General features: G+C 72.0%; 11 protein-coding genes. 4 read left to right on the forward strand and 7 right to left on the reverse strand.

Annotated elements, in window-relative coordinates:
* Positions 1–16: 16 nt before the first annotated feature.
* Positions 17–1,519: an amino acid permease gene (locus ACZ61E_RS02225; RefSeq protein ID WP_469696827.1), complete on the forward strand. Its 1,503-nt coding sequence runs from the start codon at positions 17–19 to the stop codon at positions 1,517–1,519.
* Between the two features lie 37 nt (positions 1,520–1,556).
* The gene (locus tag ACZ61E_RS02230; RefSeq protein ID WP_469696828.1) at positions 1,557–3,068 is read left to right on the forward strand and encodes a glycosyltransferase family 39 protein; all 1,512 of its coding nucleotides are present in this window, start codon (positions 1,557–1,559) and stop codon (positions 3,066–3,068) included.
* Here ACZ61E_RS02230 and ACZ61E_RS02235 read toward each other — a convergent pair.
* Positions 3,044–3,436: a PIN domain-containing protein gene (locus ACZ61E_RS02235; RefSeq protein WP_469696830.1), complete on the reverse strand. Its 393-nt coding sequence runs from the start codon at positions 3,434–3,436 to the stop codon at positions 3,044–3,046. The two genes, ACZ61E_RS02230 and ACZ61E_RS02235, sit on opposite strands and share 25 nt — an antisense overlap.
* A 102-nt stretch (positions 3,437–3,538) precedes the next feature.
* Here ACZ61E_RS02235 and ACZ61E_RS02240 point away from each other — a divergent pair, with 102 nt between their 5' ends.
* Entirely contained in the window at positions 3,539–4,696 is a 1,158-nt protein-coding gene (locus ACZ61E_RS02240) for a PLL family lectin (RefSeq protein ID WP_469696832.1), read from the forward strand.
* Between the two features lie 161 nt (positions 4,697–4,857).
* Here the strand turns inward: ACZ61E_RS02240 and ACZ61E_RS02245 are convergent, their stop codons facing one another.
* The 5 genes from ACZ61E_RS02245 to ACZ61E_RS02265 form a co-directional block, all read right to left on the reverse strand.
* Positions 4,858–6,984 (reverse strand): 3-hydroxyacyl-CoA dehydrogenase NAD-binding domain-containing protein, encoded by a 2,127-nt coding sequence (locus ACZ61E_RS02245; protein ID WP_469696833.1) that lies wholly within the window; start codon positions 6,982–6,984, stop codon positions 4,858–4,860.
* Entirely contained in the window at positions 6,981–8,201 is a 1,221-nt protein-coding gene (locus ACZ61E_RS02250; protein ID WP_469696834.1) for a thiolase family protein, read from the reverse strand. Before ACZ61E_RS02250 ends, ACZ61E_RS02245 begins: the two co-directional genes overlap by 4 nt.
* Positions 8,202–9,095: 894 nt before the next feature.
* Positions 9,096–10,379, reverse strand: a complete 1,284-nt coding sequence (locus ACZ61E_RS02255) for an HRDC domain-containing protein (RefSeq protein ID WP_469696836.1) — start codon at positions 10,377–10,379, stop codon at positions 9,096–9,098.
* An 87-nt stretch (positions 10,380–10,466) separates the two neighbouring features.
* Entirely contained in the window at positions 10,467–11,126 is a 660-nt protein-coding gene (locus tag ACZ61E_RS02260; RefSeq protein ID WP_078074498.1) for a helix-turn-helix transcriptional regulator, read from the reverse strand.
* Positions 11,127–11,370: 244 nt separating this feature from the next.
* On the reverse strand, positions 11,371–12,045 hold the full coding sequence (locus ACZ61E_RS02265) for a DUF3000 domain-containing protein (RefSeq protein WP_469696838.1): 675 nt from the start codon (positions 12,043–12,045) through the stop codon (positions 11,371–11,373).
* Between the two features lie 91 nt (positions 12,046–12,136).
* Between ACZ61E_RS02265 and hemE the strand changes: the two genes are divergently transcribed.
* Positions 12,137–13,228, forward strand: a complete 1,092-nt coding sequence (gene hemE, locus ACZ61E_RS02270) for a uroporphyrinogen decarboxylase (protein ID WP_469696839.1) — start codon at positions 12,137–12,139, stop codon at positions 13,226–13,228.
* A gap of 6 nt (positions 13,229–13,234) precedes the next feature.
* Here hemE and ACZ61E_RS02275 read toward each other — a convergent pair.
* Positions 13,235–14,588 (reverse strand): FAD-dependent oxidoreductase (locus tag ACZ61E_RS02275; RefSeq protein WP_469696840.1); only part of this gene is annotated, 1,354 nt, incomplete at its 5' end.

The following is a 14,588-nucleotide window of genomic DNA, read 5'->3' on the forward strand; positions in this document are numbered from 1 at the left end:
ACTCGGAGGTACGCCGGTGAGCACCCAGCACGACACGGGGCCCAGGAAGAACTCGATGTTCCGCACGAAAACCGTGGAGCAGTCCATCCAGGACACCGAGGAGCCGGAGCACGCGCTCAAGAAGTCGCTCTCCGCGCTCGATCTGACGGTCTTCGGCGTCGGTGTCATCATCGGCACCGGCATCTTCGTCCTCACCGGCGCCGTCGCCAAGGACAACGCGGGCCCCGCGACCGCCCTCGCCTTCGTCGCCGCCGGCATCGTCTGCGCCCTCGCGGCCGTCTGCTACGCCGAGTTCGCCTCGACCGTCCCCGTGGCCGGGTCCGCCTACACCTTCAGCTACGCCTCGCTCGGCGAACTGCCCGCCTGGATCATCGGCTGGGACCTGGTCCTCGAATTCGCTCTCGCCACCGCCGTGGTGGCCGTCGGCTGGTCCGGCTATGTGCAGTCGCTGCTCGACAACGCGGGCTGGCACCTGCCCGACGCGCTCGCCGGCACCAGCGAGGAGACCGGCTTCGGCTTCGACCTCCTGGCCTTCCTGCTGGTCCTGCTGCTGACGGGGATCCTCGTCCTCGGAATGAAGCTCTCCGCCCGGGTCACCGCGGTCGTCGTGGCGATCAAGGTGGCCGTCGTCCTCATCGTCATCGTCGCCGGGGCGTTCTTCATCGACGCCAAGAACTACTCGCCGTTCATCCCCAAGGCCCAGGAGCAGCCCGCCGGCGCCGGTCTCGACTCCCCGCTGATCCAGCTGATGTTCGGGTACGCGCCCACCAACTTCGGCGTCATGGGCATCTTCACCGCCGCCTCCGTCGTCTTCTTCGCCTTCATCGGCTTCGACATCGTCGCCACGGCCGCCGAGGAGACGAAGCTGCCGCAGCGCGACATGCCACGCGGCATCCTCGGCTCACTCCTCATCTGCACCGTGCTCTACGTCGCCGTGTCCGTCGTCGTCACCGGCATGCAGCACTACACCCGGCTCACCGTGGACGCACCGCTCGCCGACGCCTTCAAAGCCACCGGGCACCCGTTCTACGCGGGCGTCATCAGCTTCGGAGCCGCCGTCGGCCTCACCACCGTGTGCATGATCCTGCTGCTCGGCCAGACCCGCGTGTTCTTCGCGATGAGCCGTGACGGGCTGCTCCCGCGGTTCTTCTCCCGCGTCCACCCCACGTTCCGCACCCCGTACCGCTCGACGGTGCTGCTCGGCGTGGTCATCGCGATCGTCGCGGGCTTCACCAGCATCGAGGAACTGGCTTCCCTGGTGAACATCGGCACGCTCTTCGCCTTCGTCGTCGTCGCGATCGGCGTCGTCATCCTGCGCCGCACCCGCCCCGACCTCCCCAGGGCCTTCCGCACCCCGCTGGTGCCCTGGCTGCCCGCCCTGTCCGTGCTCGCCTCCCTGTGGCTGATGCTCAACCTGCCGGCCGAGACCTGGCTGCGCTTCGCCATCTGGATGGCCGTCGGCGTGGTCGTGTACTTCGTCTACGGCCGGCGCAACAGCCGCCTGGGCAAATCGGGCTGACGCCTCCTCAGTCCGATCCGCACGAAAGTCCGCGCGCATGTCCGCCGAGCCGCAGTCCGCCGCACCACCCCTCTCGCCGACCGGGCCGGGCCCCCGAGGACCCCGGCCCGCCGGAAAGGCCGTGTACGGCTACTGGAGCAGGCTGCTGCCCCTGCTGGCCGCCCTGGCCCTCGCCATCCGGCTCCCGTCCTTCCTGCACCCCTTCTGGAGCCCGGACGAGGGCTACCTCGCCGTACAGGCCCGGATACTGGCACACGGCGGCGAGCTGTACGTGACGGTCGTCGACCGCAAGCCGCCCCTGCTGCCGTGGCTGTACGAGGCGACGTACACGGTCTTCGGCGACGGATCGCAGCACACGATGAAACTCCTCGCGATCGCCGCCCAGTTCACCACGGCCGCCCTGCTCGCCGCCTTCGCCCGGCGCCGCTGGGGCGACCGCTCCGGCGTCACGGCCGGGGTGCTCTTCCTGCTGATCTCCGTCGGGTTCATCCCGCAGGACACCCAGGCCACCACCTTCGAGGTCTTCATACTGCCGTGGACGGCGGCGGCCGTCCTCTGCGCCGACCGGGGCCGCTGGGGCGCCGCCGGAGTAGCGGTCGCCGGGGCGTTCCTCACCAAGCAGACCGGCGGCGTGGTCCTCGTCCCCGTCCTGTGGCTCCTCTGGCGGGCGCACGACCCCACCGGCCGCCGAACGGGCCTGCCCCGTACGGCGGCCGGCTTCGCCGTCCCCGTTCTCGCCGCGGCCCTCGTGACCGACCCGGCGGGCTTCCTCTTCTGGACCGTCACCGGATCGGGGTCCTACGCCTTCTCCCTGACCGGCTCCGAACTCCACGTACTCGTCCGCGCGTTCGTGAACTCCGCGATCCTCTGCCTCGCCTGCGCCGGTGTCGTCCCGCCGCTCCGCAGGGCCCTGCGCACCATCCCGCGCCCGGCCGGGAAGCTCACCGACCTCTGGATCTGGTTCGCCGCCTCCGCCGGAGCCGTCGCCGTCGGCTTCCACTTCTTCGGCCACTACTTCCTCCAACTCACGCCGCCCATCACCCTGTTGGTGACCGCCGCGCTGCGCTCGCCGCGCCCCGAACGGCTCAGATCGGTCCTGGCGGTCCCGGCCTGTGCCTGCGCGCTGTTCGTCCTCTGGGCCACCGTCGCGCCCCGCTCGGAGCTCGACCACTCCGACCGCGTCGCCACCGCCGTACGCGAACACACCGACCCCGCCGACCGCGTCCTCGTGTGGGGGATACACCCGGAGATCTACCGGCTCGCCGACCGCCCGGCCGCCAGCCGCTATCTGACCGCCGGGCTGCTCACCAACTTCAGCGGCGGCAGGGACGGCCCCCAGGTCGGCGAGGCGTACGCGGTGCCGGGCGCCTGGCGGGTCTTCGCCGCCGAGATGAGGGCGCGACCGCCCGAACTGATCGTCGACGACTCACGGGGCAAGCCGTACGCCCCCGAACGCGTCCCCACCCTGCGGCGGCTGCTGGCCGGCTACGAGCAGCTCCCCGGGTCGGTCGACGGCACCGTCTTCTACGCACGCCCGTCCGGGAGTTGACGCACCGTCCGGGGACCCACACAGCGCGCCCCGTACGCCTCCACCCGGCGCCGCAGCTCGCGGTCGGCGGTGACGACGACACACGCGCGGTCCCCGGCGCCGCGCGCCAGTTCGGCGATCAGGTCGTCACCACTGCCCGGCGCCGACTCCACCCGCACCCCGGGCACCGACTCCACACCCCGCGCCCGCCCCTCCACCACCAGCACCGTCTCCAGCGGACCCGGAGCCCCCGCGCCGGGCAGCCCGTCCCCGGCGACGGGCACCAGCCGGTCCCGCAGCCGCTCGGCCGCCGCACGCCGGTCGCGCCACCATCCGTCGGGCACCGAACCAACCACGTTGGCCCCGTCGACAATCAGTAGAATCCGCACCTCGGGAGCGTGCCACAACCGGTCGGGGACGGTACGGTTCCCGTTCGCCCGCGAATGCTATCGTCGGGGAAATTTCATGCGCTGGGAAGGTGGCAGTGGGTCATGGCACTGCGGTCCGCACGGACGTCGAAACGATCCGGACGCGCCCCCGGCGAGGCCCCGGACACCGCCGGCCGGCCGGCCGACTCCACGCCCCTCCCCACGGTCGACGAGACACTGCCCGCGACCACCGGCTGGCTGCTGCGCGGCAAGGACGGCAGGCTCACCGCGTACGCGCCCACCGAGGACGGCGTGCTGCGGTGGACGGAGGACCGCCTCGGTGGACCGAGCTGGACCGGCCCCGAACTCCTCCCGGCCCCCGGCCTGTTGCCCTACCTCTCCATCGCCGGCGGCACCCAGGGCTACGTCCATCTGGTGGGCCTGCGCCGCAAGCCCGCCGAGGGCGGCCAGCTGCGCACGGACGTCGTGTACGCCGTCCAGTTCCAGACCGGCCGGCCGCTGCGCGACTGGCAGGCACTCGGGACGCCCTACCCGAAGGACCTCGCCCGCGGCGGGCTGCTCGGCCTGCCCTCGGCGGTGATCGACCCGAACGGCTCGCTGCACCTGTTCGCCCGTAACGCGGGCCGCGGCCTGTCGTGCCGGATCCAGAAGCCCAGCGGAGCGTGGCTCACCTGGGCGGACCTCAAGGGGTCCAGGATGACCGGTGAGGCGGCGGCCGTCGTCGGTGAGGACGGTCTGATCGAGGTCCTCGGCCCGACGGACAACGCGGTCATGCGCTGGCGGCAGCCGAAGGTGGCGGCGAAGGCCGAGCGCGACCTCAAGAGCTTCGCGGCGCGTGTCACCCCCGGCACACTCGCCTCGGAACGCACCGGCGCCGACCGCCTCACGCACTACTGGCGCGACACCGACGACCGCACGGTCCACGCCTGGCGTCTCGAATCCGGCGAGACCGCGCCGCTGGGCGGCCCCGGCACGGGACCGATCGCCCTGCTCCGTACGCCCGTTGACGGCCACGACTGCACGATCCTGGCGCAGCGCGGACTCGACGGCCGCCCCGCGCTGGCCGCGTACCCGACGGAGAACGAGTCGGCGGGCGTCACCTGGACCCCCACGGGCGAGGAGTGCGTGGGCGCGCCGGCGCTGGCGCTCGACGGGCGCGGCAGGGTGGTGATGGCGGTGATCGCGAAGGACGGCGGCCTGCGGGTCTCCCGCCAGAAGGCGGAGCCGGGCCTGGCCCTGGAGGCCTGGTCCCGGGTCTGAACACGCCCACCGGGCGGGGCGTTGTCCTCAGTCGCCGGACGGGCTGATGTGTGCCGACCGAGCCGGAAACCAAGCCCGCCCGGCGTCTGAGGGCGAACGGGCAGGGGCCGGGCCGGAGATGAGACTCCCGCCCGGCCCGGTCACGGCACCCTCGGGGCCCGCTACGCCGGGACGCTCGCCACCCCCGGCTCCAGGAACTTCCTCCCGTTCACCCGCTCCGAGACGCCCTCCCGGTCCAAGTACGGCGTGATACCGCCCAGATGGAACGGCCACCCCGCTCCGGTCAGCAGGCAGAGGTCGATGTCCTGCGCCTCGGCCACCACGCCCTCGTCCAGCATCAGACCGATCTCCTGCGCCACCGCGTCCAGCACACGCGCCCGCGTCTGCTCCTCCGTCAGCACCGTGTCGCCCTGCTTGAGCAGCGCCACGACCTCCGGGTCCAGCTCCGGCTTCCCGGAGTCGTGGACGTAGAAGCCCCGCTTGCCGGCCTTCACCACCGCCGCCAGGTTCCCCGAGACCGTGAAGCGGTCCGGGAACGCCCGGTTGAGGGTCTCGGAGACATGGAGCCCGATCGCGGGGCCGACCAGTTCGAGCAGGACCAGCGGCGACATCGGCAGACCGAGCGGCTCGACCGCCCGCTCGGCCACGGTGACCGGGGTGCCCTCGTCGATGACGTTCTGGATCTCGCCCATGAAGCGGGTGAGGATGCGGTTGACGACGAACGCCGGGGCGTCCTTCACCAGCACCGCGCTCTTCTTCAGCTTCTTCGCGACACCGAACGCCGTCGCCAGCGACGCGTCATCGGTCTGCTCGCCCCGCACGATCTCCAGCAGCGGCAGGATCGCCACCGGGTTGAAGAAGTGGAAGCCGACGACCCGCTCCGGGTTCTTCAGCTTCGATGCCATCTCCGAGACCGACAGCGACGACGTGTTGGTGGCGAGGATCGCGTGCGCCGGGGCGACCGCCTCGATCTCCGCGAACACCTGCTGCTTGACGCCCATCTCCTCGAAGACGGCCTCGATGACGAAGTCGGCGTCGGCGAAACCGTCGGCCTTGTCCAGGACTCCGGTGACCAGGCCCTTGTAGCGGTTGGCCTTGTCCTGGTTGATCCGGCCCTTGCCGAGCAGCTTGTCGATCTCGGTGTGGACGTAGCCCACACCCTTGTCGATCCGCTCCTGGTCGATGTCCGTCAGTACCACGGGCACTTCGAGTCGGCGCAGGAACAGCAGCGCGAGCTGAGAGGCCATCAGACCTGCTCCGACCACGCCCACCTTGGTGATCGGCCGTGCCAGTGACTTGTCGGGCGCGCCCGCCGGGCGCTTGGCACGGCGCTGCACGAGGTTGAACGCGTAGATCCCGGCCCGCAGTTCACCACCCATGATCAGGTCGGCGAGCGCGGTGTCCTCGGCGTCGTAACCCGCTTGGAGGTCACCGTCCTTGGCGGCGGCGATGATGTCCAGCGCCCGGTAGGCGGCCGGGGCCGCGCCGTGCACCTTGGAGTCGGCGACGAACCTGCCGCGCTCGACGGCCTGGTCCCAGGCCGCGCCCCGGTCGATCTCGGGACGCTCCACCTTCAGCGCGCCGCTCAGGACCGAGGCGGTCCACAGCAGTGACTGCTCCAGGAAGTCCGCACCCTCGAACAGGGCGTCGGCGATGCCCAGTTCGTAGACCTGCGCGCCCTTGAGCTGCCTGTTCTGGTTGAGCGAGTTCTCGATGATCACCGTGACCGCGCGGTCGGCGCCGATCAGGTTCGGCAGCAGCGTGCAGCCGCCCCAGCCCGGAACGAGACCGAGGAAGACCTCGGGCAGCGAGAACGCGGGCAGCGCGGCGGAGACGGTGCGGTACGTGCAGTGCAGCCCGATCTCGACGCCACCGCCCATCGCGGCGCCGTTGTAGTACGCGAACGTCGGTACCGCCAGCGCCGCCAGCCGCTTGAAGACGTCGTGGCCGCCCTTGCCGATGGCCAGCGCGTCCTCGTGCCGCTTCAGCAGCTCGACGCCCTTGAGGTCGGCGCCGACGGCGAAGATGAACGGCTTGCCGGTGACACCGACACCGACGATCCGGCCCTCGGCGGCCTCGGCCTCGACCTGGGTGATCGCCGCGTCGACGTTGGCCAGCGACTGCGGCCCGAACGTCGTCGGCTTCGTGTGGTCCAGGCCGTTGTCCAGCGTGATGAGCGCGAACGTGCCCACTGTGCCGGGGAGTTCGATGTGGCGCACATGCGCCTGGGTGACGACCTCGTCCGGGAACAGCTCGGCCGCGCCCTTCAGGAGTTCAGCGGTGCTCACTTGTTTCCTCCGTCGAAGTGCGGGTTCTCCCAGACGACCGTCGCGCCCATGCCGAAGCCGACGCACATGGTGGTGATGCCGTAGCGGACCTGCGGCTGCTCCTCGAACTGCCGGGCCAGCTGCGTCATCAGCCGTACGCCGGAGGACGCGAGCGGGTGGCCGTAGGCGATGGCGCCGCCGTACTGGTTGACCCGCGGGTCGTCGTCGGCGATGCCGTAGTGGTCCAGGAAGGCCAACACCTGTACGGCGAAAGCCTCGTTGATCTCGAACAGGCCGATGTCACCGATCGACAGACCGGCCTTGGCGAGGGCCTTCTCGGTCGACGGGATCGGACCGAAGCCCATGACCTCGGGCTCCACACCCACGTACGCGTAGCTCACGAGGCGCATCTTGACCGGCAGCCCGGCCTCGCGTGCGAACTCCTCGGAGGCGATCAGCGAGGCGGTGGCGCCGTCGTTGAGGCCCGCCGCGTTGCCGGCCGTGACCCGGCCGTGCGGGCGGAACGGGGTCTTGAGACCGGCCAGCGACTCCAGCGTGGTGCCGGGGCGCATCGGCTCGTCCGCGGTGGCCAGGCCCCAGCCCGTCTCGCCGCCCTCGGGGCTGGTGCGGCGTACGGAGATCGGCACCAGGTCCTGCTGGATCTTGCCGTTCGCGTACGCCTTCGCGGCCTTCTCCTGCGAGCGCACGGCGTACTCGTCGGCGCGCTGCTTGGTGATGTGCGGGAAGCGGTCGTGCAGGTTCTCCGCCGTCATGCCCATGAACAGGGCCGACTCGTCGACGAGCTTCTCCGAGACGAAGCGCGGGTTCGGGTCGACGCCCTCGCCCATCGGGTGGCGGCCCATGTGCTCGACACCGCCGGCGACGACGACGTCGTACGCGCCGAAGGCGATGGAGCCGGCGGTGGTCGTCACGGCGGTCATCGCGCCCGCGCACATGCGGTCGACGGAGTAGCCGGGGACGGACTGCGGCAGCCCGGCGAGGATACCGGCGGTACGGCCGATGGTCAGGCCCTGGTCACCGATCTGGGTGGTCGCGGCGATGGCGACCTCGTCGATCTTCGCGGGGTCGAGGTCCGGGTTGCGGCGCAGCAGCTCCCGGATCGCCTTCACGACCAGGTCGTCCGCCCGGGTCTCGTGGTAGATGCCCTTCGGGCCCGCCTTGCCGAACGGGGTGCGGACGCCGTCGACGAAGACGACATCCCTGATGGTACGAGGCACGATGGCTCTCCTCCGGGGTGCGGTGGTGACTCTGCTGCGGGCGCGCTTTCCGATCCTATGCTACTTACGGGTAACCGCACTTGCACAGGGCCGGGAGGTGTTCCGCGGATCACGCGTCCGGGGCGGGTGGCCTCCCGGCGGGGTGCGGGGTCTGGGTTGCGGTTGTGGGTCGTGGTCGGGGTGCGGGGCCTCCGGAGGTGCATGTCCGGACGGCGTGATTTACGGCGCGTGCCCCGTTCGTTGGACCCGCTGATCCGGCTTGTTCACGCGCCACAAATCAGCCTGAGTGTCCGAACACGCACCTCCTGCGCCCCCGCCCCCTTCCCGCCGCCACCCGCAACGGTCACCGCCCCCCCCAGGCGCCCCACTTGCGGGCGGCCCCGGCGGTCGCAAGCCCCGGGTCCGTCTGCCGCGGGTGATCCTGGCGGTCCCCGGCCCCCGGGGCCGTCTGTCGCGGGTGACCGCGGCGATCATCGCCCCCGGTCTGTCTCCCGCCGCGAGGGCACCGGCATGGGCTGCCCCCGGCCCGCCTCCTGCGGGTATCCGGGCGCCGGTCACCCGCCCCGGGGCCGCCTCCCGCCGCCCGCACAGACAGGCGCGTCCCCTCTTCCCGCGGGAGGGAAGGGGGACGCGCAGGGGTCGTGGTCGGACACTTGGGCTGATTTGTGGTGCGTGGACAACCCGGGTCGTCGGGTCCAACGAACGGGGCACGCGCCGTAAATCACGCCGTCCGGGCATGACCCCGGAGCGGCACCCGGCAACCGGCCCGCACCACCCAAGCCCGGCCGGCGATTGAGGCCACCCACCGGCACCCCGCCCCGGCCCGCAGGGGCAGCACCCCACCCCGGCCCCGGAAGCGGGCGCCGGCCCGCACCAACCCAGCCCGGCCCCGGCTCACCCCGTCGCCGCCGTCGCCCCCAGCGCCCGCGCCAACAGGGGCGCCACCTGCTCCACCTGCCACCGCCGCGCGCCATGCGCGGCCAACGCCTCCGACACCGCCTCCACGCTCCGCTCCGCCGGCGGCTCCCAGCAGACCCGCCGCACCGTGTCCGGCGTGATCAGGTTCTCCTGCGGCATGTTCAGCCGCTCCGCCAGCGCCGTCACCGAGGCGCGGGCGGCCGAGAGCCGGGCCGCGGCCTCCGGGTCCTTGTCCGCCCAGGCCCGCGGCGGCGGCGGACCGTTCAGCGGCTGTCCGGGCTGCGGCAGCTCCGTGTCGGGCAGCGACTTCGCCCGGTCGATCGCCGTCTGCCACTGTTCGAGCGCGCGCCGCCCCATCCGGTGCCCGAAGCCGGGCAGCGCGGTGAGGGCCTGCACGTTCAGCGGCATCGCCAGCGCGGCCTCGATGATCGCGCCGTCGCTGAGGACCTTGCCGGGCGAGACGTCGCGCCGCTGGGCGGCCTGGTCGCGGGTGTTCCACAGCTCCCGTACGACCGCCATCTGCCGGCGCCGCCGGACCTTGTGCATACCGGACGTACGGCGCCACGGGTCCTTGCGCGGGGGCGGCGGCGGGGCGGACGCGATCGCGTCGAACTCCTGCCGGGCCCAGTCCAGCTTGTTCTGCCGGTCCAGCTCCTTCTCCAGCGCGTCGCGCAGATCGACCAGCAGCTCGACGTCGAGCGCGGCGTACCGAAGCCACGGCTCCGGCAGCGGCCTGGTCGACCAGTCGACGGCGGAGTGGCCCTTCTCCAGGGCGAACCCGAGTACGTTCTCGACCATCGCGCCGAGGCCGACGCGGGGGAAGCCCGCGAGCCGCCCTGCCAGCTCGGTGTCGAACAGCCGCGTGGGGCGCATGCCTATTTCCCTGAGACACGGGAGGTCCTGCGTGGCGGCGTGCAGGATCCACTCGGTGTCGGCGAGTACGTCGCCGAGTGCGGAGAGGTCGGGGCAGCCGACGGGGTCGATGAGCGCCGTGCCCGCGCCCTCGCGGCGCAGCTGGACCAGGTAGGCGCTCTGCCCGTACCGGTAGCCGGACGCCCGCTCGGCGTCGACGGCCAGCGGGCCGGTGCCCGCGGCGAAGGAGGCGATCACCTCGGCGAGCGCTTCCTCGGTGGCGACCACCGGCGGAATGCCTTCGCGAGGCTCCAACAAAGGGATCGGCGCCGTTTCGACGTCGTCCGGGGGAGCGCCCCCGGTGGTTCGCAGTGCTGGGTCTGCTGCGGTCTCTTGGGCGTCGGTCACGTGTCAAGGGTATCTGTGAACGGACGCCGCCCGCCGACGGAACGTTCCGTCGGCGGGCGAGGCGGCCGGTGGGGCGGGTGAAACCGGTCAGTGAATGATTCCGGTACGGAGGGCCACGGCGACCATTCCCGCCCGGTCGCCCGTGCCGAGCTTGCGCGCGATGCGGGCGAGGTGACTCTTGACGGTCAGGGCCGACAGGCCCATGGAGACGCCGATCGCCTTGTTCGACTGGCCTTCGGCGACGAGTCTGAGCACCTCGACCTCACGGCCGGAGAGCTCGCGGTAGCCACCCGGGTGGCTCGGGGTACCCGGGGGGCGGCGGTGCATGCGGGGACCCGCGCCGATGGGTGCGGCGCCGGGGCGGCCGGGGTGGCCGATATTCGTACGGGTTCCGGTCACGACGTAGCCCTTGACTCCGCCGGCGAGGGCGTTGCGTACCGCGCCGATGTCGTCGGCGGCGGAGAGGGCGAGGCCGTTGGGCCAGCCCGCTGCCCGGGTCTCGGACAGCAGGGTGAGCCCGGAACCGTCGGGCAGGTGGACGTCGGCCACGCAGATGTCGCGTGGGTTGCCGACGCGGGGACGCGCCTCCGCGATGGAAGAAGCCTCGATGACGTCACGTACTCCGAGCGCCCACAAGTGGCGGGTGACGGTGGAGCGTACGCGAGGGTCGGCCACGACGACCATGGCCGTCGGCTTGTTCGGGCGGTAGGCGACCAGGCTTGCGGGCTGCTCGAGGAGAACGGACACCAGGCCTCCTGGGAAGGTGCGGGACGGACCGGCTCGGGGATGAAGCCGGGGGCGAGCCGTGCTTGAAGGGTCATTGACCTCTTCGGCAGCTACCGTCCCCGCCTTTAGAGAATGATCACGAATTGGTGAGTAACAATTCGGGCAATTCGGAAGCGTGATCGATCATCCTACGAGTGGTCCCCTCTTTGGCTGAACGTAAATCGGCCACCGGGCGGGCCCCGCGGGCCCGCCCGGCCTTCCTCGTCTACCGTGCCTGCGGACCACGGCGCTGGGGCAGGGTGACCACGCCCGCGCCGGGCTCGGTCGGCCCCGTCGGCGCCGCCGGCGGCAGGCCCGCGAGCTGGCAGAGCAGATCGCACCAGGCGGCCAAGTGCGTTGCCGCGTCCGGGACTCCGCCCATCCCCTCGCGCGGCGTCCAGGACGCGCGGATCTCGATCTGCGTCACCGGACGGCGCTCCGACAGCCCCCCGAAGTAGTGCGACCCCGCACGCGTGACCGTGCCGCTCGGCTCCCCGTACGACAGGCCGCGCGCCTCCAGCGCCCCGGTCAGCCACGACCAGCAGACCTCCGGCAGCAGCGGGTCCGCCGCCATCTCGGGCTCCAGCTCCGCCCGCACGAGCGTCACCAGCCGGAACGTGCCCTTCCAGGCGTCGTGCCCGTCGGGGTCGTGGAGGAGGACGAGCCGGCCGTCCGCCAGGTCGTCGTCGCCCTGGACGACCGCCGCCTCCAGCGCGTACGCGTGCGGCGCGAGCCGTCCGGGCGGCTTGGTCGGGTCGATCTCCATCTCGGGGCGCAGCCGCGCCGTTCTCAGTGATTCGACGGCCAGCCGGAACGCCGACGGGACGGAATCCTCCTCCCTGCCCCCCGTGCCTCCGACGCCGTTGGAATGATCAGAAAAATGTCCCTGAGCCGCAGCCATGCGGGGAAGAGTAGGCGGAACGCACGCCCAGTGCGGTGAAGGACACCCGGCCCGGCCCGGCCGCTTCTGTGTACGTGCGAAGATTCTGGGCGTGAGCGCCAACGACCGCCCCTCGGGCCAGCCGACGAAGACCCCAGCGACAGCGGCGACACTCGCCACCCGCGACTCCGCCTTCATGAAGGCGTGCAGGCGCGAGCCCGTACCGCACACGCCCGTGTGGTTCATGCGGCAGGCGGGCCGGTCGCTGCCCGAGTACCGCAAGCTGCGCGAGGGCACGGCGATGCTGGATTCGTGCATGCGGCCGGACATGGTCACCGAGATCACGCTCCAGCCGGTCCGCAGGCACGGGGTCGACGCCGCGATCTACTTCAGCGACATCGTGGTCCCGCTCAAGGCCATCGGCGTCGACCTCGACATCAAGCCGGGCGTCGGACCCGTCGTCGCGAACCCGATCCGCACGCGCGCCGACCTGGCGCAGCTGCGCGATCTGACGCCGGACGACGTCCACTACGTCACCGAGGCGATGGGCATGCTCACCGCCGAGCTGGGGTCCACCCCGCTGATCGGCTTCGCGGGCGCCCCGTTCACACTCGCGAGCTATCTCGTGGAGGGCGGGCCGTCCCGCAACCACGAGAACACCAAGGCCATGATGTACGGCGATCCGGAGCTGTGGGCCGAGCTGCTCGACCGGCTCGCGGAGATCACCGGCGCGTTCCTCAAGGTGCAGATCGAGGCGGGCGCCAGCGCCGTACAGCTCTTCGACTCCTGGGTGGGGGCCCTGGCCCCGGCCGACTACCGCCGCTCCGCGATGCCCGCGTCGGCCAAGGTCTTCGACATGATCTCCGGGTACGGAGTGCCGCGCATCCACTTCGGGGTGGGTACGGGCGAGCTGCTCGGGCTCATGGGCGAGGCCGGCGCGGACGTCGTCGGTGTCGACTGGCGCGTGCCGCTGGACGAGGCGGCCCGCCGGGTGGGCCCCTGCAGGGCGCTCCAGGGCAATCTCGATCCCGCGGTCCTCTTCGCCCCCACGCGGGCCGTGGAGACGAAGACCGACGAAGTCCTGGACGCCGCGAAGGGGTTGGAGGGGCACGTCTTCAACCTGGGCCACGGTGTGCTGCCGACCATGGACCCGGACTCCCTGACGCGCCTGGTGGAGTACGTCCACACCCGCACCGCCCGGTAGCGGCGGCTACCAGCCCGCCTCGCGGACCGCCGCCGTCGCCTTGCGGGCCGCCACCAGGACGGGGTCCCAGACCGGGGAGAACGGCGGCGCGTAGCCCAGGTCCAGCGCCGTCATCTGCTCCACCGTCATCCGCGCCGTCAGCGCGACCGCCGCGATGTCCACCCGCTTCGCGGCGCCCTCGCCGCCCACGATCTGCACGCCGAGCAGCCGGCCCGTCCGGCGCTCGGCGAGCATCTTCACCGTCATCAGCCGCGCCCCCGGCAGGTATCCGGCGGTTCCCGTGGACTCGACGGTCGCCGAGACGTACTGGAGCCCCGCCGCGCGGGCGTCCTTCTCCCGCAGTCCCGTACGGGCGATCTCCCGGTCGCACACCTTGCTGACGGCCGTGCCGACGACGCCCGGGAAGGTGCCGTAGTCGCCGCCCACGTTGGCCCCGATGATCTGGCCGTGCTTGTTCGCGTGCGTGCCCAGCGCGATGTGACGGGTGGTGCCCGTGATCAGGTCGAGCACCTCCACGCAGTCGCCGCCCGCCCAGATGTCCTCGTGGCCCCGTACCCGCATCGACAGGTCGGTGAGCAGCCCGCCGTGCGGGCCGAGCGGCAGACCGGCCGCCTCCGCGAGCGCCGTCTCCGGCCGGACGCCGATACCGAGTACCACGACGTCCGCCGGGTACTCGGCGCCGTCCGTGGCGACCGCCCTGACCCGGCCGTCGTCGCCGGTGAGGATCTTCGTGACGGCGGCGCCCCCGACCGTGGTGATGCCGAGGCCGTCCATCGCCTCGTGCACCAGCCGGCCCATGTCCGGGTCCAGCGTCGCCATCGGCTGGTCGTCGCGGTGCAGGACGGTCACCTCGTACCCGCGCTTGAGCAGCGCCTCCGCCATCTCGACGCCGATGTAACCGGCGCCCACGACGACCGCGCGACCGCCGCCGCGCCCGCGGGTCAGGCTCTCGATCAGCGCCTGGCCGTCGCCGAGTGTCTGCACACCGTGCACCCCGGGGGCGTCGATGCCCGGCAGCGGTGGCCGGATCGGCCGCGCGCCCGTGGCGATCACCAGCTTGTCGAAGCCCGTCCACGACTCGGACCCGCTGTCCAGATCCCGGGCGCGGACCCGCCGCCCCCCGGTGTCGATCTCCAGCACCTCGGTCCGCATCCGGAGATCGATCGCGCGCTCCCGGTGCTCCTCAGGCGTCCGGGCGACGAGGTCGTCCCGCCGTTCGACGTCGCCGCCGACCCAGTACGGGATGCCGCACGCCGAGTACGAGGCGAAGTCCCCGCGCTCGAAGGCGACGATCTCCAGCTCCTCGGGCCCTTTGAACCGGCGGGCCTGCGACGCGGCGGACATCCCCGCCGCGTCGCCG

The organism is Streptomyces sp. NPDC104581 (genome assembly GCF_055583685.1).

What these genes read in the sequence shown, in the direction of transcription:
- ACZ61E_RS02230 (WP_469696828.1), top strand. Translation starts at nt 1,557, where the DNA reads ATGTCCGCCGAGCCGCAGTCCGCCGCACCACCCCTCTCGCCGACCGGG.
- ACZ61E_RS02240 (WP_469696832.1), top strand. Translation starts at nt 3,539, where the DNA reads ATGGCACTGCGGTCCGCACGGACGTCGAAACGATCCGGACGCGCCCCC.
- ACZ61E_RS02265 (WP_469696838.1), bottom strand. Translation starts at nt 12,045, where the DNA reads ATGGCTGCGGCTCAGGGACATTTTTCTGATCATTCCAACGGCGTCGGA.